Origin of the sequence: Chryseobacterium vietnamense, from assembly GCF_031454475.1 — a bacterium.
Lineage (GTDB): Bacteria > Bacteroidota > Bacteroidia > Flavobacteriales > Weeksellaceae > Chryseobacterium > Chryseobacterium vietnamense.
Window position 1 is genome coordinate 877,925 of sequence record NZ_JAVDQX010000001.1, and the last position, 23,198, is coordinate 901,122.

19 protein-coding genes are annotated in these 23,198 nt (G+C 36.2%); 11 read left to right on the forward strand and 8 right to left on the reverse strand.

Annotated elements, in window-relative coordinates; translation table 11 throughout:
- Window positions 1–846: an AraC family transcriptional regulator gene (locus J2786_RS03915; RefSeq protein WP_047431168.1), complete on the forward strand. Its 846-nt coding sequence runs from the start codon at window positions 1–3 to the stop codon at window positions 844–846.
- A 21-nt stretch (window positions 847–867) separates the two neighbouring features.
- Here the strand turns inward: J2786_RS03915 and J2786_RS03920 are convergent, their stop codons facing one another.
- Window positions 868–1,110 (reverse strand): hypothetical protein, encoded by a 243-nt coding sequence (locus J2786_RS03920; protein ID WP_047431165.1) that lies wholly within the window; start codon window positions 1,108–1,110, stop codon window positions 868–870.
- Window positions 1,111–1,298: 188 nt separating this feature from the next.
- Between J2786_RS03920 and J2786_RS03925 the strand changes: the two genes are divergently transcribed.
- On the forward strand, window positions 1,299–2,594 hold the full coding sequence (locus J2786_RS03925) for a cryptochrome/photolyase family protein (protein WP_047431163.1): 1,296 nt from the start codon (window positions 1,299–1,301) through the stop codon (window positions 2,592–2,594).
- Window positions 2,595–2,692: 98 nt separating this feature from the next.
- Here the strand turns inward: J2786_RS03925 and J2786_RS03930 are convergent, their stop codons facing one another.
- From J2786_RS03930 to J2786_RS03950, 5 genes are all read right to left on the reverse strand, one after another.
- Complete coding sequence (locus J2786_RS03930) at window positions 2,693–3,388, reverse strand: ABC transporter ATP-binding protein (protein WP_047431160.1); 696 nt, start codon at window positions 3,386–3,388, stop codon at window positions 2,693–2,695.
- Window positions 3,382–4,728, reverse strand: a complete 1,347-nt coding sequence (locus tag J2786_RS03935) for a DUF3526 domain-containing protein (RefSeq protein WP_047431155.1) — start codon at window positions 4,726–4,728, stop codon at window positions 3,382–3,384. Before J2786_RS03935 ends, J2786_RS03930 begins: the two co-directional genes overlap by 7 nt.
- The gene (locus J2786_RS03940; RefSeq protein WP_047431152.1) at window positions 4,729–6,174 is read right to left on the reverse strand and encodes an ABC transporter permease; all 1,446 of its coding nucleotides are present in this window, start codon (window positions 6,172–6,174) and stop codon (window positions 4,729–4,731) included.
- Window positions 6,175–6,177: 3 nt separating this feature from the next.
- Window positions 6,178–8,487, reverse strand: coding sequence for a TonB-dependent siderophore receptor (locus J2786_RS03945; protein WP_310024048.1), 2,310 nt, complete (start codon window positions 8,485–8,487; stop codon window positions 6,178–6,180).
- A gap of 131 nt (window positions 8,488–8,618) precedes the next feature.
- Window positions 8,619–8,972 carry a hypothetical protein gene (locus J2786_RS03950; protein ID WP_047431149.1) on the reverse strand — a complete coding sequence of 118 codons (354 nt, stop codon included), beginning with the start codon at window positions 8,970–8,972 and terminating at the stop codon, window positions 8,619–8,621.
- 304 nt (window positions 8,973–9,276) lie between these two features.
- Between J2786_RS03950 and J2786_RS03955 the strand changes: the two genes are divergently transcribed.
- The 9 genes from J2786_RS03955 to J2786_RS03995 all read left to right on the forward strand — a co-directional run bounded on the left by J2786_RS03955 (window position 9,277) and on the right by J2786_RS03995 (window position 20,349).
- A complete protein-coding gene (locus J2786_RS03955) occupies window positions 9,277–9,663 on the forward strand; it encodes a Rid family hydrolase (RefSeq protein WP_310024052.1) in 387 nt (128 codons plus the stop codon).
- 889 nt (window positions 9,664–10,552) lie between these two features.
- The gene (locus tag J2786_RS03960) at window positions 10,553–11,275 is read left to right on the forward strand and encodes a T9SS type A sorting domain-containing protein (protein ID WP_047431146.1); all 723 of its coding nucleotides are present in this window, start codon (window positions 10,553–10,555) and stop codon (window positions 11,273–11,275) included.
- Between the two features lie 511 nt (window positions 11,276–11,786).
- A complete protein-coding gene (locus tag J2786_RS03965) occupies window positions 11,787–13,532 on the forward strand; it encodes a CocE/NonD family hydrolase (RefSeq protein ID WP_047431145.1) in 1,746 nt (581 codons plus the stop codon).
- Window positions 13,533–13,545: 13 nt separating this feature from the next.
- Window positions 13,546–13,932 (forward strand): hypothetical protein, encoded by a 387-nt coding sequence (locus tag J2786_RS03970; RefSeq protein WP_047431143.1) that lies wholly within the window; start codon window positions 13,546–13,548, stop codon window positions 13,930–13,932.
- A gap of 135 nt (window positions 13,933–14,067) precedes the next feature.
- A complete protein-coding gene (locus tag J2786_RS03975) occupies window positions 14,068–14,649 on the forward strand; it encodes a TetR/AcrR family transcriptional regulator (RefSeq protein WP_310024055.1) in 582 nt (193 codons plus the stop codon).
- A 59-nt stretch (window positions 14,650–14,708) separates the two neighbouring features.
- Entirely contained in the window at window positions 14,709–15,074 is a 366-nt protein-coding gene (locus J2786_RS03980) for a VOC family protein (RefSeq protein ID WP_047431139.1), read from the forward strand.
- A 245-nt stretch (window positions 15,075–15,319) separates the two neighbouring features.
- Complete coding sequence (locus J2786_RS03985) at window positions 15,320–18,283, forward strand: response regulator (protein WP_310024059.1); 2,964 nt, start codon at window positions 15,320–15,322, stop codon at window positions 18,281–18,283.
- A gap of 288 nt (window positions 18,284–18,571) precedes the next feature.
- Window positions 18,572–18,730, forward strand: coding sequence for a hypothetical protein (locus J2786_RS03990; protein ID WP_156121424.1), 159 nt, complete (start codon window positions 18,572–18,574; stop codon window positions 18,728–18,730).
- A gap of 125 nt (window positions 18,731–18,855) precedes the next feature.
- Window positions 18,856–20,349 carry a phage tail-like protein gene (locus tag J2786_RS03995; RefSeq protein WP_047431137.1) on the forward strand — a complete coding sequence of 498 codons (1,494 nt, stop codon included), beginning with the start codon at window positions 18,856–18,858 and terminating at the stop codon, window positions 20,347–20,349.
- Between the two features lie 159 nt (window positions 20,350–20,508).
- Here the strand turns inward: J2786_RS03995 and J2786_RS04000 are convergent, their stop codons facing one another.
- On the reverse strand, window positions 20,509–20,823 hold the full coding sequence (locus tag J2786_RS04000) for a hypothetical protein (protein ID WP_047431135.1): 315 nt from the start codon (window positions 20,821–20,823) through the stop codon (window positions 20,509–20,511).
- A gap of 460 nt (window positions 20,824–21,283) precedes the next feature.
- Window positions 21,284–22,834: a T9SS type A sorting domain-containing protein gene (locus J2786_RS04005; protein ID WP_142017844.1), complete on the reverse strand. Its 1,551-nt coding sequence runs from the start codon at window positions 22,832–22,834 to the stop codon at window positions 21,284–21,286.
- Window positions 22,835–23,198 lie beyond the last annotated feature (364 nt).

Here is a 23,198-nt window from a genome sequence, read left to right on the forward strand (position 1 = left end):
ATGAAAGGATTGCCTCTTGAAGAGCTTGATGTAAGAGAATTGGACTTGAAAGGAGAGATTGTATTTAAAACAAAAAACTCCCTCTCATTCGTTTATATTGTCAAAGGGAATGGTACACTTGTGTATGATGGCCGCAGTATTAATTTTTCTGAGGGTAAGCTTTTCATTATTCCTCAACAGGAAGAGTACCGTTTTGAGAGTGAAACTGCTCAGTTTATCAGTATTCAGTGTCCGGTGGAGTTTATTGATAAGATCCGTTTGGAAGCAGACCGTATTGAGAGCTGCGAGAATTTATATAAGCTGCAATACATCAGCCATAATTATCATGCAAGGGCAGGCTGCATCTTCAGAAATACAAATGATGAACAATTTGCCAAAACCCTGATTCAGCAGATAACGAATGAGTTTAAAAATAAAGCGGAAGATTATCTTATTATCCGCAATTGTATGTCGATTCTTCTCAACCTGATTGCCAGAAATATCATTCAAAGTGAAACTTCAGACCTGCAGGAAAACCGAAAGGCTTTCTCCATCATGAAAATTATTGCTTATATCCAACAGCATATCAAAGATCGTGAGAAAACAGGAATTCAGGTTATTGCTGATCATTTTGGGATTTCCGGGAATTATTTCGGGGAATATTTTAAACAGCAGACGGGAATTTCCTATCAGGATTATCTGCTGGATTACAGACTGAAACTGGTTGAAACCTATTTGAAATACAGCAGTGTACGTTTAAGTGAAATTGCTTATGAACTTCAGTTCAGTGATGAAAGCCATCTTTCCAAACTTTTTAAGAAATATAGGGGAATAACACCTGGTGAATACAGAAAGAATTTCAAATAATTCTGGCATTCAGAAAACGAATTATAAAACCTGAAGCTCTTTAAATACCTCAATAATAGCTTCTATAAGCCCTTTATCTATATTTTTCTCCGAAGCAGCATCCGGCAGAAGAGCTCTTAAGTCTCCGTGATCATCACGCTCAATAACGACTTCAGTTCCGTCTACATCCACATACAGTTTATATCCATAAGAGAACGTGGCAAGCTTTCCGTTGAAAAGCAGTTCTTTACCCTTATAGGTTACCGGTACTTCAAATTCTTCCATGCTTTAAATTTCAATTATAACTCGGCAAATGTCGGAAAATTTTAATTGATATCATCATGGAAACTGTAATGATAACGCCGGATAATGCAAATTATTAAAAATATTTATGGGCTAAAATCTGTATATTTATCCTTAGTTATGAAGTCATTCCAAAGCAGGAATGATCAATGAATTTGAATTAAGCTACTATGAAAAATACAATCACCATTTTCTGGTTCAGACGTGACCTGAGATTGGAAGACAATATCGGACTTTACCATGCTCTTCAGTCTGACGCTCCGGTAATGCCTATTTTTATATTTGATACCGATATTCTTGGAAAACTCGAGGATAAAGAGGACCGCAGGGTAGATTATATCCACCAGGCTTTGACGGATATTAATATTTCACTGAAGAAATACCATTCAAAACTTAATACCTATTTGGGTAAACCTATGGAAATATTCAGAAAATTGTCCGAAGAGTATACTATTCAAGGTGTTTTCTGCAACAGGGATTATGAACCACAGGCGATTGAGAGAGATAAGGAAATCTATTATTTTTTTAAAGAAAAGAATATCCCTTTTAAAGCCAGTAAAGATCAGGTGATTTTTGATAAAGATCAGATTGTTAAAAAGGACGGTTCGCCATATACGGTGTATACTCCATTTGCAAAGAAGTGGCGGGAAGCCTTAACTCCTGAACATTATAAAACCATTGAATCAGACTTTAAAAATCTCTTTCCTCAGGAATATTCTGAGATTGTGACTCTAAAGCAAATAGGTTTCAAAAAAACAGATTTTGATTTTAAAAAGCCGATTTTGGTTGCTTCCATTATAGACGATTACGATAAATACCGTGATTTTCCTGCATTACAGCATACCACACAACTCGGAATTGCTTTACGCTTTGGAACCATCAGTATCAGAAAATGTGTGGATTTTGCACTGAAGCATAATGCTGTCTGGCTTTCGGAACTGATCTGGCGTGAATTTTTTATGCAGATTTTATATCATTTTCCACAGGTGGTTCATCAATCTTTCAAAAAACAGTATGACAATATCCACTGGCGGAATAATGAAAAAGAGTTTAAACACTGGTGTGACGGAACTACAGGATATCCGATCGTAGATGCCGGAATGAGGGAACTGAATGAGACAGGCTATATGCATAACCGGGTAAGAATGATTGTTGCGAGTTTCTTATGTAAACATTTGTTGATCGACTGGCGTTGGGGCGAGGCATATTTTGCCTTAAAACTGAATGATTATGATCTTTCTGCAAATAATGGAAACTGGCAGTGGGCCGCAGGTTCCGGCTGTGATGCAGCTCCTTATTTCAGGGTTTTTAATCCGGCAGCTCAGGTTGAAAAATTTGATAAAGACTTATTGTATATCAAAAAATGGCTTCCGGAATGGAATACATCAGCATATCCGTCACCCATAGTGGAACATTCCTTTGCCCGTGAAAGAGCTTTATCCGAATATAAAAAAGCTTTGACATAAATAGCAGGTTAAGCAAAATGCCCGGTAACAAAATCGTCACCGGGCATCAACCCATTGATATTTAATATGAAAAGTTACTTACTGAAGTAACGGAATCATCAGATTGTTTTCAGATAGAGCTCCTGTAATTCCTGTGCGGTAAATGCTTTGGAAGGTAAGTTCTGTACAAGTTCTCCCTGTTTCATAATACCGATGTTAGTCGCAACACTTACCGCATTGAAGATGTCATGAGTTGCCATTAAAACAGTTCTGCCTTCTTTACCCAGCTGTCTTACAATTTCGGTAAATTCTGCTGTTGCTATAGGATCCAGTCCGCTGGTAGGCTCATCCAGGAGAAGTACTTTGGCATCTTTGGCCAGAGCGATCGCAATTCCTACTTTCTGGCGCATCCCTTTGGAATAACCTCCCAAAGCTTTTTGGTGTGCTGTTTCCTGCAGACCGGTACGCTTAAGTAAAGCAGACAGTTCATCTTTCTGATAATCAAATCCTGCAATTTTGGAGAAAAAATCAAGGTTTTCTATTCCCGTGAGATGGGGATACAAAAGAACCGTTTCAGGGATGTAAGCAAGATGCTTTTTAATTTTCTGAGGTTCCTTCTGAACCGAAATATCATTAATGAAAGCATCTCCGGAAGTCGCTTTAATGAGTCCGAGAAGAATATTGATCGTTGTACTTTTTCCTGCTCCGTTCTGTCCGAGCAGCGCAAAAATTTCGCCTTTCTTTACTTCCAGATTAAGGGAATGGAGTGCCGTAAAATCGTTATATTTTTTATGTAAGTTGACCGTTTTTAACATAGTTTTCTGTATTTGTATTGTGAAAGGATGATGAATAAAGCGATGAAGATGAAGTAAGGCAGAAACATTCTTACCCATTTAATAGATGAAGAAAATTTGAATACCTCTATGGTTTGCTGTGCCCAGTTGACAGATTCCGCATTCTTACCTGAGAAAATAAGAGGGTAGAATAACAGCCTTTTTTTCTCATGAAATTTCCTGAGCGCTAAAGCATACTGCAAATGATTATTCATGTCAGATTTTGCTAAGTGGCTTTCCGTCAGCTGGGTATGTAGATTTGGCAGGAAGTACCCTAAGTAAGTTGCTGCCTGGTTCCGTTTCTGCATTTTTTCAGTGTATTGTTCAGATGATTTTGCAGATTCCAGGTCTCCCATATGCTGCATGGCATAATACCAGGTCCAGGTGAAAGCATCATTTTCTTCCACGGTGAAATTTCTGTATTGGGGATAGGCTTTGTAGAATTTTTCCATAGTAGGCTGTTTAGCCTCATCCCATTTGTTATGATAGCCTTCTCTCTGTTCCATTACTGCTTTAAGAGATTCATGAACAGGATAAAGTTTCTGTATCAGAATATTACTGCTCATCGGGATAATGAAATTGATGCCCACCCATACAATCAGAAGAATTAATGCATTCTGAGCTGATGATTTACGGAAAGAAACAATCCACCTGCACAAAGTAAACCAAAGCAGAATATACAGCCAGCCACAGATCACAAAGGCAATATAGTAGGAGTCTAACGGTATTTTTATCCAAACTGATGCGATGATAATTAATACAACATAAACAATGGTTACAGCTAAAAGACGTATGAACATCTTATGATCCAGCAGCTTTTGTAAATTACCGCTTTGAACTGAAAGCAGTTTCCAGGTTCCCCTTTCTTCTTCCTCAGAAATCAGGTTATAACAGAATGCGACAATTACCAGTGGAAACAGGAAAACTATGACAAAACTAAAGTCGAAATTTCCAACTGCAGCATTAGCGGGATTATAAAAATCTCCATTATAGCGCTGTTCTTCCAGATTCCGGATGGTTACTCCCTGAATTGAAGGATTTAAATCTCGCATTCCGATATTTAAAGCTGCCAATCTTGGTGTTTCATTCACCAGGTTAAACTTAATATAATAAAGGACCAGTCCCAGATCATCCTTATGAAATTTTGTGTTTCTTTCAATACTTTCCTTCTGAAATGCTCCGCTTTTGGAGATGATATCTTCGTTCCTGTCCAGAAATTTTTTGCCTGTATAAATAGCCATAAGTCCGGCCATCAGTAAAAACAGGAGTGCAATGATGTACGACCTGTTACGGTAAAATTGGGTATATAAATAACGATTCATTTAGATGAGTTTTAATTTTCTTCCACTTATTTCGATGGCAATGATGCAGATAACCATCCATAAAACTAATGCAGCAGCAGATATCGGCTGTTGTTGTAAACTTTTCAGAACAGGAGTATACTGATACTGAAAGTCCGGGAACTTTTCCCAGTTGTGTTTGTCAATGACAGCTGGCGGTCCGCCGTTTTCCGGTTTAATATTGCTGATATGCTCAATCTGTAAATCATTTAAATGCTGAGCCATTTTATAGCGATACTCTTCTGCCTGTTTCTGAAACTCGTTATAGGAGAAGAAATCTGTTCCTGTTGCTATCATGGAAAAATTTTTAATGGCAATGGCGGGATTAATGAATCCTGAAATATCAGTCAGATTTTGCTGGTTATGGTAAATGTTCTGCAATTCTTTCTGATGCCTGATATAGATTTGTGAGCTTATTTTTTCCCCTTCCTTCATGACGAATCCACCATAATTGAAAGGGAGTTCATTGGTTGTTTTTACCTGATACTTTGCCAGTAAAGAATCTTTGATCTTTTTAAAATGAGGATCATCAGGATTATGACTGTCCCCAGATTTTAAAATATCCTTTTCCAGGGTCGTTTCAAAAGCAATACGGGAAGGGGCCGGATATAAATTCTGTGCTGCAAACTGAATTCCTTTAGGCAAAACGATTATAAAAAGAAGCCAGAAACCAATAAGGCTGATCAATGCTGATGAGGTTCTTTTACTATTTGCAGAAATGACAACGGTTAACGAGCAGACAAAAAAGTAATAGATCATATAAGCAGGTAACAGAAGTGATAAGCGTACTATAATATCCGTCGAATCTGTGGTCTCAGACAGGAATGCAGCGATGAAAACAACAGGAATTACCGGAATCAGGAAGCATAATGAAAACAGCCAGAGTCCCAGGATTTTCCCCCAGACAATATCCCTTCCGGAAGTTCCCTGTACACTGATGATTTTTAAAGTGGCATTTTCACGCTCCTGTACAATTAATCCAAATCCTGAAAAAAGGATAATCAAGGGCACAATACTCTGCAGAATAAAGGCACTGCTAAAGGCGCCGAATCTTACCAGAGTACCCGAACTTCCGGCTTCCGAAAGATTAGCGGTATTCTGTTTATGCGCTTCCAGGAATATCACATTTCCAAGATAATCATCCAGTCCGTTATCAAAAATATTCAAAGGATGCCCGATTCTGAAAACCAGATAGCCATAGTGAGCCATACGATGCGGATGCTTATCAGGTCTGTGCTCCCAGCTTTCCCGTACATCCTTCCGGTATTCTTTTATTTTGGAAAAGGAGTCCGTGTATTTTGTATATCCTATGCCAATACTTAGCATACAGAATAAAAGTACAGCAATAGTGGTGAGGAGATTTTGTTTTCCTTTAAACAAATCCTGCCAGGTTTTTCTCACCATCAGTTGTAAGTTTGAAATAGCCATAATTTAAAATTTATAAGTAGCAGTTAGTAAAAAATTTCTCGGAGTTCCAGGAAACAGCCTTAAGTAGTTCTGAGCACCGATCCAGTAGACTTTGTTCGTGATATTATTCAGATTAAAAGAAAGCTGGATAGATTTTGCCGGAGTGTAATACAGTGCCGTATCGAATGTAGTATAAGCGGGAAGTTCAAAACTTCTTGTAAACCATGGAACTTTAGAGCTTTGATATAAAATTCCTGCACCGACTCCAAAGTCTTTTAGAAATTCAATAGTTGAAAAATTGTAGCGTGTCCAGATATTCACTGAATTTTTAGAAGTGTTTTCTTTCCTTTTTCCTACGAGATCACTGTTGGTATCATCCAGTATTTTAGCATCAATATAGCTGTAGCCTCCGTAGATATGCCATTGAGGAAGAATATGCCCTGAAAATTCAGCTTCAAATCCGCGGCTTCGGTCAGCTCCTCTTTGTACAAGTTCATCAGGTTCAGACGGGTTATTGGCATTGATGATCATATTTTTCTGGTTAATCTCATACACGGCAAGATTTATTGAAATCTTTCCCAAAAGCTGTGCTTTGATTCCCAGTTCTTTAAGAGCAGAAGTTAAAGGTTTGAATCTGGCTGCCGATCCCGTAAGACTGGAGGTATTAGGCATCAGCGTTACGGTGTTGGATTGTGGTTGGTAGCCTGTAAGATAAGTCCCATAAACATTGATATAATCCGTTAAGCTATAGGTAATCCCGAATCTGTAAAGAAGTTTGTTGTTGTTAAAAGACGTCTCATTCGTTTCTTTGAAATTGGTTATATCCTGAAACCATTCCTGACGAATTCCCGATAATATTGTAAACTTTTTCCAGGTAAAAAGATGCTGAATATACGCTGCATGAGTGGTAGTAAGGGCAGAAGGCAGAGCAGTGATCACATTAAGCGTATTAAAATCAGTGCCGTGATAATTGACCGCTCCCGGATTCAGGTCAAATGGTGTCACATTAGGCTTAGGGAGGATTGTTCCATTGTAATTGATAGTCTGATAATCTGAAGCTTTTGCAGGATTATAAGTGGAAACCACAGATCCGTTTTTTAAAAGAAAACCTCTTGCTGCATTTTGCTGTCCTCCTTTGCGTTTTTCCCAGATCTGACTGTCATAGCCTATCAAAGCCTGATGCTGAACTGAACCGGTTTTGAATTTAAAATTAAAATAAGCATTGATATTATCTGTTGCCCAGTTTTGATTCCTTTGTACAAACTGCATCATGGCAAGGCTGGAAATCGGTTTGTTATCCACATCCGGGACAAAAGAATTGGTAGTTCTGTGCTCCTGCAGGTTTTCTCTCCAGTATTGTTTCATATAAGAAGCATTAAAGCTGATAGACTGATTGAAATGATGGGCAACGCTTCCCATTAAAATTAATTCCCTGGTTTTAAAAAAATCGTCTGGAGCTCCCAGATTCAAAGATCTAGGCGTACTGTACAAATCTGTTTTTCCTGCAACAGCACCGAAAATAGGCTGTCCACGGTCTAAATTTCCATACAGATCATTGAAAATCATCTCTACATTCACGGATGTTTTTTCATTAGGAACAAAAGTGATAGAAGGAGAGATCAGAATACCACTGTTTTTAACATGATCCCTGAATGAATGAGCATTCTGATATGCTCCGTTAAAACGGTATAGTAAGGTTTTGCTCTTATTTAAAGGACCTGTGAGGTCCGTGGTGATACGGTGGGTATCAAAACTCCCCCCTGACAAACTGATTTCGTAACGGGGATTGGATAACGGTTTTTTCGTAACCATATTGATTGTTCCGCCGGGATCTACACTGGACATGGTAATACTGGCCGGACCTTTGAAAACTTCCACCCGTTCTATATTGGAAGTCATAGGTTGTAAAAAATAATATTGTCTTGTCCGCATTCCATTGATGATCTGGCCTTCTTCATTCTGGCTGATTCCACGGATGTTGTATTGATTATAATAGCTGGAAGGAGAAACTCCGTTCACATTTTTCATAACATCTCCAAGCTGGAAAGCCTGGCGGTCATTAATCAGTTCCTTGGTAACGGTATTGAGCGTTAAAGGGAGATCTTTATTTTTCATCGCAATCTTAGTAGCGGCGAAAGAGTAGCCGGAAGTATAATCTTTAGACTTTCTTCCGATAACCTCAACAGTTTGAACCACTGTAGATAAGGAATCTTCAGAATGGGACTGAGCATACAGAAATGAAGAGGCGGTGAGGAAACTTAAACTAAAAAGTTTCGCAGAGTTTGGGGAAATACAATGAATTATTCCCGAATAATTAAAATTACTGGTAATCATGAACAGGGATATACGGGCAGTAAAAATGCCCATTAATAAAAGGATATCTTTAATTGTGTGAAAACACAGGTATCCACTGAATCACAGTACAGACTAGGAAATCTGTAAACGAAAAATCAGGGCAGCATTGATTAAGCTACCGCGGAAAATAAGGCTGGGGGAGCTCTGGAGCTGAAAAAATCGAGAAGACAACGATAAGAAACGGCTTTTGGCTGTGGCATTTCGTTATCATTGGTAGTATCAATGGCAAAATCCAGATTTAAGGGTTCAGGGAGAAGAACATTAGCCATATGCATATGAAGGGCACACTGGCATTCGTCGTCCTGTGAAAAGGAAGGAATTTTCTCTTCTTTTGACCCCTTTTTATAGATTACTTTACTTTTGGTGTGTCTGGCATGATCAAGACATGTAGTTACCCCGCTGACATTTGAAACAAATATCAGAAGTAAAGAAAAAACAAAAAAGACTCTGAGAAATTTTTGCATAATAGAAAAGCAAATGTACAATTTAATTTGATAAAAATTGAATGATAAAGAAAAGTACGAGATATTTTCTTCTAAAAAGCAACAATAAATTCAGTTCTTACTATCATTTCATGGATCGGAAAATTTTCTTTTTGAGTTTGAAGCAATACCGATAGATTACTGATATGAGATAAAGTAAATATAAAAAACTACGGTATTTCGTACGTTTTTGCAGATAGGTTTGTATTGTAAATATTTATTAGTCAGTTTGTTTTGCTTTGGCGCCTGGTTATTGATTCTGAAGTATTGTAAAAATAAATACATTATGAATACTAAAGAATTCAGAACTTTTGATATGCCCTGGGAAAAGGGATATGGCTATGTACAATCTGTTAAAAGCGGTGACACGGTGTGGATTTCCGGACAATTAGGCCACGATATGGAAGGAAATCTCGCAGAAGGAATGGACAATCAATTCAGGCAGACTTATCAGAATATAGGAAAGTTGCTGATTGAGTTTGGACTCAATGCCGGCCACGTCACAGAAGAAGTCATCTATGTCACGGATATGCAGGAAGGATTTGAAAGCAGAAAAGTTTTTGGAAAGGAATTTTATGGTGAGTCCTGCATCGTGGCCAGTACCATAGTGGGAGTGACTGCGCTGGCACTTCCCGGACAAAAAGTGGAAATTAAAATTACAGCCAAAGTTTAAAGATTTTTATAATAAACCTGTTTATACTTTTTAGCTGGCATATGATTGAAATCATATTCGGTGGTATCAACACTTAATTATATTTGGGCATTGAAAATTTCATATTTCTGACAAATTACAGTATGACCTCCCATTGATTCGGGAGGTTTTTTTGTGGGAAAATTAAATAAATAATCTTTGCGCAGATCGGTAGCTATACTTACAAAGTACAGATTTTTTTTTATGACCATAATCATAACTCTATTAATAGAGATTTATTAATTTTGAAATGTTAATCAAATTTTTTTTTATAAGTTTTTTATCCTTGGAGAAATCCGGGGATTTTTCTTTTAAATTATAGCCTCACGTGGAATAAAAAATAGGCAGATCAAAACATTGTACTATTCAACAACACACCTCAGGGATCAAACAAAACGGAGAAATTTACAAACAAAATCTACACGACTGCAATTTTATACCTACAGAATTGCTTTGTTACTTCCTTAATGATCATTGTACATTTGCACATAATAAAAAGTACTGATGAAAATTCATCACTTCCTTTGAAAGCGGTTACATAATTTAACATTAATAAACGTCCATATATTAATAAAGAAATAACATATTTCATGTTATATTGATTTGATTTTATCCCCGGAGAGATCCGGGGATTTTTATGATAATACATTAAATTCTGATGTATAAAGGGCATTACTTCTCATTCATGTAGAATTTATTATTCTAAATAGGTTGATAAGAAGCACCATTAAAATCTACACCCACTATAATTTATATCTACAGAATTGCTTCGTGACTACAGTAATCATCATTGTAGATTTGCCCCATAATAAAAGGTACCTTATCAAAACGATCGTTCATTAATTTATATCTCAACTAAAATTATTACAGAATGAAAAATTTGTATTTTCTGCTTCTTTTAGCATTTTCAGGGATAAGCTTCGGGCAGACCAATTATACCTGTTCTACTGCCGGAGAGGTCTCCCAATTCCCCTATACGTTTGATCAGGCAGATGGAATAACATCTCCAGCTGATGGCTTGAAAAATACTTGTCCGGATACAATGAATGATGGTCTTTGGTATTCTTTTACAGGAGACGGAAAGAATACAACCATTAAAGCTATTACTCTTTCTGAGTGGGATCATCAAATAGGAGTATATACCGGAAATTGTAATGATCTTGTATGTGTAGAAACAGTAGATAATGAAATACAATCTGGTATAGGAAAAGTTGAAACACTTACCATTTCCACTGTACCGGGAACTAAATATTATATAAATGTTGGCCAGAATGAAGGTAATACTGATGCAAAAGAGGGAAATTTCATTATTGAGATCACTACAGAAGCTTCACTGGCTACTAATGAAATTTCTGGTTCAAAAGCTGGCAGCCTTATTAAATTATATCCCAATCCTTTCATAGATGCATTACATATTTCAGATAGTACCAAAGTAAGGTCAATTTCGATCCTTGATACTTCAGGGAAGCTGATCAAAACTATAGATAAACCCAATGCTGTTCTTTATTTAGAAGATCTGAAACAAGGAGGATATTTCATTACTTTGCACCAGAAAGATGGCTCTAAACAAACGCTGAAAGTGATTAAGAAATAATCAGCGTATAGTATCAATAGCCCTTATACAAAATGTATTAAATTGATGAACAAAGTTGAAAACTTTGTCTATTCATAAAAAGCAACTCATCTCATATTTGAGTTTTCATGGTTATTAGTTTTTTTATCCCCGGTAAGTCCGGGGGTTTTTCTTTTTATAACTTAGGGTAAAAATCAAATGGATGACCATACAATATTCAAGCGGCTGTAGACACAGATCCTGTGAATATACTAGATCCAAATTTTCTACTTTCACCTTATGATACTTTGTTAAAAAACGGTCAGATGAAGTCTGGAAAAGCAATTGACTCTGATGTAACAGTTTTGAGATGATAATTGTCTTCATTATATAGTTAAAATAATATAACCATCCTTACACAGGCTGCAAAGTATTGAGTTAAATAAAATGGAAAACGTTTTAACAGAAACTAATATGAAGCCTTTAGCCAGCATCTTAACCATTAGATACTAATGATTACAGAAAGATTTATTAATTCTCTAACAATAACCTCATGAAAGTATATACATTTATTCTGATTCTATTGATTTTTTTTCCGATACCCGCCGTACAGGCTCAACAAACAGTATGGGGTAGTCAGCAGGAAAAGGGAAGTCTGTACAGTATTCAGGATAGTGTAATGATCCGTACAAAAGATGGAGAGGAGATTTCTGCAATGGTGGTAAGTAAAAAAGATGACCATACTCCACGACCTGTCATATTACAATTCACAATCTATGTTCGGGATCAGGGACGCGATATGCAGTCGCTTAAAGAAGCTGCAGATAGAGGTTATGTAGGTGTTATGGCGTATACAAGAGGAAAGCGCTTCAGCAAATCTGAAATTTATCCGTATGAAACTGATGGAAAAGATGCCTATGATGTCATTGACTGGATCAGCAGACAGCCATGGTGTAATGGCAAAGTAGGAATGTATGGAGGAAGCTACAATGGCTTCACACAATGGGCAGCAGCAAAAAATCTTCATCCTGCACTGAAAACGATTGTTCCTTACGTTGCCAATCGTCCGGGAATGGGACTTCCCATGGAAAATAATATTTTTATCAATCCCAATTACGAATGGTCTTTTTACGTAAGCAATAATAAATATCTGGATAATAAAACGGGGGATGACAGGAAGAGGTTCCGTGATATGATGTTCAGATGGTGGGAAACCGGAGTAGCCTACAATAAAATGGACAGTATTGATGGTACACCAAACCGGCTTTTTCAGCGTTGGATAAGTCATCCTGCCTTTGATTCTTATTGGCAGAATATGGCTCCGTATAAAGAAGATTTTGCAAGGATTACTATTCCCGTATTGGCATTTGACGGTTATTATAATGATTCTCAGAATTCAGGAATTTATTATCTGCGCGAGCTCAATAAATACAGTCCTCACACTCCGGCTTATCTGGTGATTGGGCCTTATGGTCACTTTGGAACACAAATGGGGGGACAGGAAGTTATCAATGGATATACAGTCAGTAAAAATGCTTTATTCCCTATCAAGGAATACACATATCAGTGGCTGGATTATATTCTGAACGGTACAGAAAAACCGGCTTTTCTGAAAGATAAAATCAATTATCAGGTCATGGGAACAGATGAATGGCGAAGTGCAGCTTCACTGGAGGCTATGCATAACACTTATTTGAAATTCTATCTAAGTTCGTATAAAGTCAGCAATAATGAGTATTTGCTAAGACGAAATAAGCCTGAACCCAATCAGTTTTTGATTCAGAAAATAGATTTTGCAGATCGTACAATCAATAATAATGATTATTATCCTGATCCTGTTATTCGGGAAAGTGTATCCGATAACGGTTATATTTTCATGAGTGACCCTCTGGATGCTATGATTGTGAACGGATCATTTTTAGGAAATATAAAACTGAGTATCAACAAAAAAGATGTAGATCTGGGAGTTACCCTTTATGAACTCACACCTGGAGGCCAATATTTTCATCTTTCCTATTATATCGGCCGTGCGAGCTATAGCAAAGACAATACTAAAAGAAAATTGTTGACCCCAGGTAAAAAAGAAACCATCATATTTGAAAATACCCACCTGATCAGCAAACAGCTGCAGAAAGGAAGCCGGTTGGTAGTGGTGCTGAATGTCAACAAAAATCCTTTCTCAGAACTGAACTACGGAAGCGGAAAAACAGTAACCACGGAAACCATTGCCGATGCAAAAGAACCCTTGATTGTCCAATGGTTTAATGATAGTTTTGTTGAGGTTCCTGTTTTAAAATAACCAATATTTCCATATGATTAAGACTATTATAAATGATGATGAGAAATTTTTAAAAATTCTACATGGGCTAAATACACAATTTTATCATAAGGTCGTCACCACAAAACAAATTGAAAATTATATCAATAGTCAGTCAGGAATAGATTTTAATGCTGTGTTTGATCAGTATCTGAGAACTACCCAAATTCCAGTACTGGAATATTTTATAAAAGACCATCAACTGCAGTATCGATTTACAAATTGTATTCATAATTTTTCAATGCCAATGAAGATTATCGGTATTGAAGACTGGCTTTCACCAAGTACTTCCTGGCAGTCATATGATTTGGGAAATACATTTATTGATCAAATTGATATTGATCCTGATTTCTATATAAAAAAATTGAAAGTAAAAGAATAACTTTTAAAGTTGTATTATAGCTGTAGAGATTTAATCAGGTGGTAATTTTAAAACAGCGGTCCCGGATGTATATATACGAAAAAGTGTTAATTTTTTTTAATCGAATGATTATTCGTTTATATTTGCAGAGTGAGATTGAAAGATGACAAAAAAGAACTGATCATTCGCCGGGAGGCCATAAAGATGATCGTGGAAAATGGCTTTGATGGGTTTAGTATGCAGAAACTGGCAAAAAAGGCTGCCATATCTCCATCTACCATTTATGTTTATTTTAAAAACCGTGAAGATCTGGTGAATCAGCTCTATATTGAGGTACATAATAAATTTGAAAGGGAAGCATTGATCGGGTTTGATGCTCAGTTAAAGTTTAAAGAAGGATTGTGGCTTCAATGGAAAAACCGACTTGAAAATATCCTACAAAATCCTTTGGAATACCGTTTCCATGAACAATTCAGGAATTCGCCACTAATCAATACAAAGGGCATGCAGCAAACTGTTTTCAGGAAAATAATGAGTGACTTTGTTAAAAACGCTGTGATGCGTAAAGAGATACCGGAGTTACCAGTTGAAGTGTTTTGGACTGTCGCTTATGGACCTTTTTATACACTCATCAAATTCCATCTTGATAAAGCTACGATGTCTGGTAAGCCATTTTCATTAACTGCCCAAAATTTACGGCAAACTTTCGAGCTGGTCGCAAAAGCGTTACAAACATAAAAATTTTAATTTTTAATCGAATGAATGTTCGATAATATATAACCATTTAAATTGATACTATGACAATTAATCACTTGAACCTCGTCGTTACCGATGTACGTAAATCGGTTCTTTTTTTTGAGAAATATTTTGAGTTCACTTGTGAGCTTATAAAAGGAGAACACATAATTGCTATATTAAGCAATAAAGAAAATTTTACCCTCGTCCTGATGAACAGTAAAAATGAAGATACCACCTATCCCAAAGACTTCCATATAGGTTTTATTTTAAATCACCTGGATGAGGTTGATGATCTGTATCAAAAATTGATTAAAGATGGTATAGCAATACAGCAGTCACCCAGAAAAATTAGGAACAGCTATGCTTTCTACTTCTGGTTCGAAAATATATTCATTGAAGTAGGGCATTACCTTTCCTGGATGTAAGCAGCTGGAATAGAATATTTTTAATTGTTCTTTGTATTAGAAACCTGAATTTGAGTCCTAAAGGATTGCTTGGAGAAAAATACTAAGAATACCATTCAAAATAAGCTTTTGTAAAGTTGGTAAATCCATCTTTAAGCAACTTTAATTGCACTTCATTTCCAATATCTGCTGACAAATTTTTAAATTAATTTGATAATATTACAAAATGACCTATTTTTAGTATTTTATTACAAAAATACTATTCAATGCCGAAAAAAATTATAAGAAATCTTCAAATAGGAGTAGTTATTTCTTTGATACTTCTGATTGCTAGTTCTATAGCATCTTATATAAGCATACATAAGCAGATGGAGAATAGAGAAAACTTATTAAAAAGTAAGGAATCTATTAGCCTGGCAAAAGATATCTTAAATACTCTTTTAGATGCTGAAACGGGTAATCGGGGATATCAGCTTACCGGACAGGAAAATTTTCTTGAGCCTTTCAATGAAAGCAGAAATGAATATCCGCAGTTTGTTTCTCACAAAGATAGACTTAATCTTAAAGATAAAGATCAGATTAATGTCCTAAATGAATTGCTGCATACTTCAGAAATGTTGATGAAAGAATATGCCTTGCTTATTGAAAACCGTAAAAAAGGAATAGTAGTGAGTCCGGAAGAACTTGTACAAAACAAGAAGGCTATGGACAGATGCCGCATGCTCGTTCAGAAATTTGTACAACAGGAGGAAGTTCAACTTGCCATAAAAAACGAAGATCTGGACAAATCTTCCAATTGGACTGTTTTGTTTATTATCTTTTCTGCCATTGCTGCCATTGGTGTAACCGTTTTTGTTTATATACAACTAAAATCTGACCTTATCCGGCGTGGTAAGTTAGAAAACGATCTGTTTTATACCAAGGAAATGCTTGAGGAAACAGGCTCAGTAGCCCAGGTAGGAGGTTGGGAAGCCAATATGAAGACCAGAAAGCTCTTCTGGTCTCAAAGTACAAGGGAAATTCACAAAGTAGAAAATAATTTCCAGCCTACTTTTGAAAATGCTTTTGAATTTTACAGAGGAAAGAGTAGTGAGAGAATAAAATATCTTTTTAACAGGGCAATACAACAAGGAATTCCTTTTGATGAGGAGCTTCAGCTTTTGCGTAATGATGGCGCTACGATCTGGGTAAGAGTAAAAGGTATTCCTGAATTTGAAGATGATACCTGTAAAAGGGTTTTCGGAATCATTCAGGACATTGATGCCTTCAAAAAAATGTTTCTTGAGGTTACCCGGAAAGAGGCTATAATGAAGTCTTTTGCCACTGATGTTCCTGTTCCTTTGGCGATGTTTGATAAAGACCTTAACTATATTGCTGTAAGCAGCAGATGGAGAGAGGAATTTAATATGAATAATGTAGATCTTATCGGTAATAATCTTTTCACAATATCACCGAATATTCCCAAAGAACGAAATGAGATCTATGACAATGCGCTGTTGGGAAAAACATACATCAACAGTGACTTTATGTTAAAGGTGGAAGGAAAAGAAGAAATTCAGCATTACGACCTTAAAGTCGGACCTTGGTATCTTACAAAAGATGAAGTAGGGGGCGTAATTATTTCCATCCAGAATATTACAAATGCTGTAAAGATAACTGAAGAGCTGAAAAATGCCAAAGAAACAGCAGATATAGCCAGCAAAGCAAAATCCGAATTTCTTGCTAATATGAGTCATGAGATCAGAACTCCTTTAAACGGAGTTATTGGATTTTCAGATCTTCTCCTCACAACACCACTGAATGAAACACAGAAGCAATATCTGAATTACATCAATGAGTCAGGAGAAAATCTTCTGAGCATCATCAATGATATATTGGATTTTTCTAAAATAGAATCCGGAAAAATGGAGCTTTTGATTGAAAAATGTGATGTTTATGATATGTTGAGTCAGGTAATCAATGTTATTATTTATCAGTCCCAGAAAAAAAATATCGAACTTCTTCTCAATATTGAACCAGGTCTTCCAAAAATACTTTTTACCGATGAAGCAAGGTTAAAACAGATCTTGATTAATCTTTTGGGGAATGCTGTAAAATTTACAGAAAAGGGTGAGATCGAGCTAAAAGTAGAGAAATTACGCATGGATGATAACATCATTGCTTTGCGCTTCTCGGTAAGGGATACAGGGATCGGTATTCCTGTTGAGAAACAGAAATACATTTTTAATGCCTTTACTCAGGAAAACAGTTCCATCAGTAAACGATATGGTGGCACGGGTCTGGGGCTTACGATCTCGAACAATATCCTGGGATATATGGGAAGCCATTTGTCGCTGAGCAGCACAATGGAAAAAGGTTCTGTATTTTTCTTTGATATTGAGATTCCTTACGAGATCCCTCAATTGAAAGAGGAGGAGGAAATAACTATTAAGACGGCCCTGGTGGTTGATGATAATGAAACCAACAGGATCATTCTTGAGCACATGCTTACCTATAAAAATATCAAGTCTACCTTAGCTTCCAATGGGATGGAAGCTTTAGAGATCCTGTTGAAAGGAGAGTGGTTTGATGTGATCCTGATGGATTATCATATGCCTGTTATGTCCGGATTGGAAACAATAGATAAAATAACGGGGCTGTTCAATCAGCGAAATGAGACTTCTCCGTTTATAGTACTTTCTTCTTCCTCTGAAGAGCTGGGCATACTTAGTTCAGTCAGGAAAATAGAAAATGCACATTTACTGTTGAAACCCATCAAATCACATGATCTATACAAAACTTTAAAAAAGGTAGACCAAAGTAATAAAGTAGAAATTACGAAGGATCAGTCTGAGAAAGTTTCGCCTGTATTTGCCTCAGAATTAGAAGTGCTTTTGGTTGATGATAACGTCGTGAATATGGTCCTGAATAACAGAATAATGAAATCTCTTGCTCCCGGTATCCATCTAACGGAAGCAGTCAATGGGCTGCAGGCTTTGGAAGAATGCAGGAAAAAACAGTTTTCCATTATCATGATGGACGTACAGATGCCGATAATGAGCGGTATTGAGGCAACACAAAATATTAGAATGCTGCCGGGATATGAACATGTCCCTATCATAGGCGTTACAGCTGGAAATGTGCTGGGTGAAAAAGAAAAATGCATTGAAGCCGGAATGAATGATTTTCTTCCCAAACCTATAAGGCAGGCGGATCTTCTTGAAGTACTTAAAAAATATATTAGCATTTAAAATTTATGAAAAAATAGGGCTCGGTTTCTTTTGTTAATTAGGTGACAATATATTTTGAATATAGTCATAATATTATTTTATTAATAAAAAGTAACTAACCATGAATTTTTATGATCTGCGTCATAAGAAAGTATTAACTATTTCACCATATTTGGAATAATAAAACTATCCATGAAATAAGGACAACATAAAAACTTGTTAAACTAAAAATTACCAAAGATTATGATAGACTTATTTTCACTAAAAGGCAAGAGGAAAGACATTGTCATAATGTACTTTAAAAAAAAGATGTATAGACTGATTGATAAAGGCAGATGGATTACAGTTATGATCTACAAATGGTACAAAACGATGACCATATCCTGTTTGGTTTCCAATGATCTGGTATCTTTAATTATTGTCAGAACACGGATTACGCCATTTTACGAAAAGTATACAGTACTGTAGACTCTTATCGATTTACTGATTCTTACTTGGGATAACCCTTGGATAACACAAAATTAGTGTTATCCCGATGAACCGTATCCCTGAACATCCACTGTAACAATACCAAAACACCAAAATCTTTTAATATGAAAACGCAAACAATTTCTTTTACAGGAAAACTTTTTATGATGTTAATGGCTTTCCTTACTGTATTTTCAGTTAGTGGGCAGGTTGGGATCAATACAACAACTCCTCACCCCAGCTCTATTTTAGATCTTAATTCCACAACCCGCGGGCTTCTGCCTCCCCGTCTGACAACATCGCAGAGGATTGCTATTGTTTCGCCTGCGGATGGACTAGTCGTGTACGATACTACCCTCAAATTGCTTTATTATTATGCCGCCAATACGGCAGCGTGGTATCCTGTAGGAAGTAATACCTCCGACAGATTAAACTTTAAACTCATAACGTCTACTGATGTTTTAGCCACGGTACTCGCAGCGGAGCTAAGTGCAGGAGGAGGAGCAAAGTACCTTTTGAATGCTGATACATTATATGAAATTAATGGACAGGTAGTTTTTGACAAACCGATAGAGCTTAATAATGCTTATGTACATGGGCTTGATACCAATAATGATATTATTGTCAGGACCACCGGAAATATTTTCGAAGGATCTACAGGTGGAAGCATTAAGAGTGTTACCCTTAGTGCAGCATCCGGAAGTGTTTTTAATATATCAGGTACTGCTACCCAGAACCTTATTTTCAGAGATAGTGTAGTAGCAAACTCGAGCAGTGTGGGAACCATTTCAGGGCTTGGACTGGTGTTTCTCAGTATTATCCAGTTTGTTGGAAACAGCAATGGTATTACCTATAATAATATCGGGCAGCTTCTGCTCAGCAATATGGGATGGGCGGCTAATAATTCAGGTACCTATGAAAAGCTTACGGGAACCTTTACATCGGTTGAAAAACAGGGAGGATTCAGCCAGGTCAATGGCTCAGCCATCGGTTTTGATGTTTCTACAAGCGGGCTAACCATTACAGGAGATGCGGTGATAGAATCCGTTGTATTTACAGGAACCAATACAGCAGGGTATGTTAAGCCTTATACTACAGGAACGTATTCCGGATATAATTTTAATAACAGCTGGACGGTAAGAGCGGCAGGACTTCCTACTGAAGCGGATACCAATGCAGTCGGAGATTTTTCAGTAGATTATACAGTGGGGACGGGAATAGGTGTGAGTTTTAACAGTTCTAATCCCAGCAATATTGTAAAAATCGGTACTGCTTCATCTGTTTCTACTTCTTCAAATCTTTTCAGATTTACTACGGATGGAGTTCCTAACAGACTAAAGTACGTCGGGAAAAAGAAAAGAATTTTCCAGGTAACGGGTTCTGTGTCATTCCAGGTGCCCGCTGCCGGAACTTATATCATCTATATCGCAAAAAACGGAACTGCAATCAGCCAGTATAAAGTATATGGACGAGGAGCTGCTATAAATGATATTGTGGTAGTGCCTATCAACGGTACAACCGAATTATCCACCAATGATTATATTGAAATATTTGCACAGCGTTATACAGGGATAATAGGGGACATCGTAGTACCTAATATGACAATAACAATTAAATAATTGTATTATTTTCTGAACTCAATTATACACACCATTTAGAGGGTTAAAAATATAACCGCGCGGTTAAAAATGTAATTCTTTTTGTGTGGTTCAGTACAACCGATATAAAAAAATGTTTTTTTATATCGGTTTTGACATGTAAAAGTAATTGAATTTCAATTACTTTTTGTTTACATTTCGGGATCTTCCCTGCAGGTTATGCGCACTGTCTGAAACTGCAGCGTTGATATTGCCCGTACCATTACCTGTATTATTATTACTGGTTTTTCTTCCTCCGACGTGAGTCTTTGTATTAATACTGTCATTGCTTGTTTTAATACTTTGAGTATCTCCAGCTGTTGAAACTGCAGTATCAGAGTAATTCTTCTGAGGGTAAGCGGAGTCGTTAGCAGAGACATTATTTGTTGTATCCTTTTTTTTACATGCCGAAATAATGAAACCTGCTGCTGCTATTGATAAAAATAATTTTTTCATAATATATTGTATGGGTGTATGGGTTGAAAATCAAATTTCGAAATTTAACTTTAGGAATGATATGAGCAAGATCATAATAGTACAGATCTTAAAGATGGATTTGAACCGATAATAAAAAGACATTCATATTTATAGATAATGTAAGCAGATGCTGACAACTCAAAGATATATATTGTGTAAAAGTCAGACATGTTCTGGAAAAATGGTTAAAATGCCATGGTTATTTTGTATAATAAACAGGAAGCCAAGTTGCTACTTCTAGTTTTTGTAGACCCCCACGAACAAATCTCGAACCAATTCTTTGATGATTTTGAAATTTTATCAACGTTACAGTTATAAGAAGTTAGTTTGAATAGTGGAATAGATAATTAGAAATATGGTACTTTTTTCTGATCTTTTTCATACTCTTAACGTTAAAGAGTATAAGAATTATGTCCTAACAAAGTTAGCAACTCCAATATTACTTCTTTATCAATTTCTGAACAGAAATTTTATTTCCTGAATTGATTTGTGACCAATATACTCCTTGCTTTGAGATCGGCAGTTGCAGCTGTTCCGGAGTTTGAGAGCATCTGAAATTTTCTTTTTCATAAATAAGTTTACCCGAATAATCAAAAATACCAACGCTTACTTTGGTCTCTTTTTCACATTTTATATTAATATTGTCTGAAAAAACTGTCGGGAAAATCTTGAAATTATCTGCTTTTTTAGGCTCAACAATTCCTAAGTTATTGTATGTGTATTGTGCAAGTGCAAATTTGCTGTTGCTGGGAAAATCTGAAGAAGAAGCAAATCCTGCAAGAATTATTTTTGAATCAAAAACCAACGATGAGTACGGAATATCCTGAAATCCTGAAAAATCTGTAATTACAACACCGGAATTTCCGAATTGTGTATCTAAAATCCCAGATAGATTAAATTTCATCATCGCAAAATTTTCATTACCATTGGTCGCCGAGTACGTAGAACCAACTGCGATAATATTATTTGAAGAATCTAATTTCATATTTCTCAGCTGACCTCCGATACTTGGAAGAAGTGTCTGTACAACACCGTTCGTTCCGAAAGAATTTTCAAAAGAACCATCCACATTGAATTTTATTATTGTAAAGTTAGATGAAACATTGTTATTGCTTGATGAGAATGATTCTCCGCCCAATAAAATACTTCCGTCACTTAAAACAATATTGGTATTTGACAGTGAGCCACCTATATTCGTAACATTAAAATATCTGTATCCTACGGTGGCAAATGAAGTATCCAAAGTTCCGTTTGGTAACAATCTTAATATAAACATTCTATCTTGGTTGGAGCCTGTCGTCAGCAAAAGATAGCCTGAACAAACTATTGTTCCATTTGGAGCAATATTTACGGCATTCAAATAATGGCGGTGATTAACAGGTGCAATAGTGAATAGTCCGGTATTATTAAACGTAGTATCAAATTGACCGTTCTGTAATAAACGCAAAACGTAACCTTCTGTAAATGCATTCGTGCCTCTTTTGTTACCGACCACAATTATTTTTCCGTCAGATTGCAGTTCACCGTTAAAGACATTGTCATCTGATTGAGCGCCAAAATTGATTTCCAGAATACCGTTTGTGCCGAAATTTGTAACATAATTTCCATTTTCATCAACTTTACAGACGATGATGTTAAAATAGCCGTCGGTGGCAAGCTTAGTTCCGAGAATGATCATCTCGTTGTTGCTTGTCTTTAATATTTTTTCAATTGATTTAAACGGAAGCTGTTTGATTCCGTTGCTCTGAAAAGAAGTGTCAATAGAACCGTCAGAATTCTGTCTCACAAGATAAGCGCTGGTATTGTCAGTACCTCCAACCAGTATTTTACTGTTGCTCACAGCAATCATCGACCCTATTTTTTCAAGATTTGAGTTTGCATTGATATCATAAACCATTTTTCCATTGGTTCCAAAATTATTATCAAGTACCTGAGCAAAAAAGAGGTGTACAGATGATAACAAAACGATAAATATCGCTTGATATTTCATAATTATTTATTTAACTAATTTCTGATATTTGACGATAGAGTCAGCGGTTTTATCCTGAAATTCAGCAGAATTAAACCACGCAAATATAGGTAAAAACTTCAATGAAAGAACATTAATCCCGCTTTTGAGAATATTACCTCTTTCATCATAAAGAAGGTTCGATAAAAATGTCTGAAAAATATCTGAATAAATTGATTCGTACATATTTCGTGCATATTCTAAAAATACTTCGAGTATTTTTAATAATGAATTTTGGAGTTATTAAATTACAAAAGCGTTAAAAATCAACGCTTTTGTAATCCAAGATGAACAATTATCGAATTAATTAGTTGATGATTTGGAAATATTGGTAAAGTTAAATTCT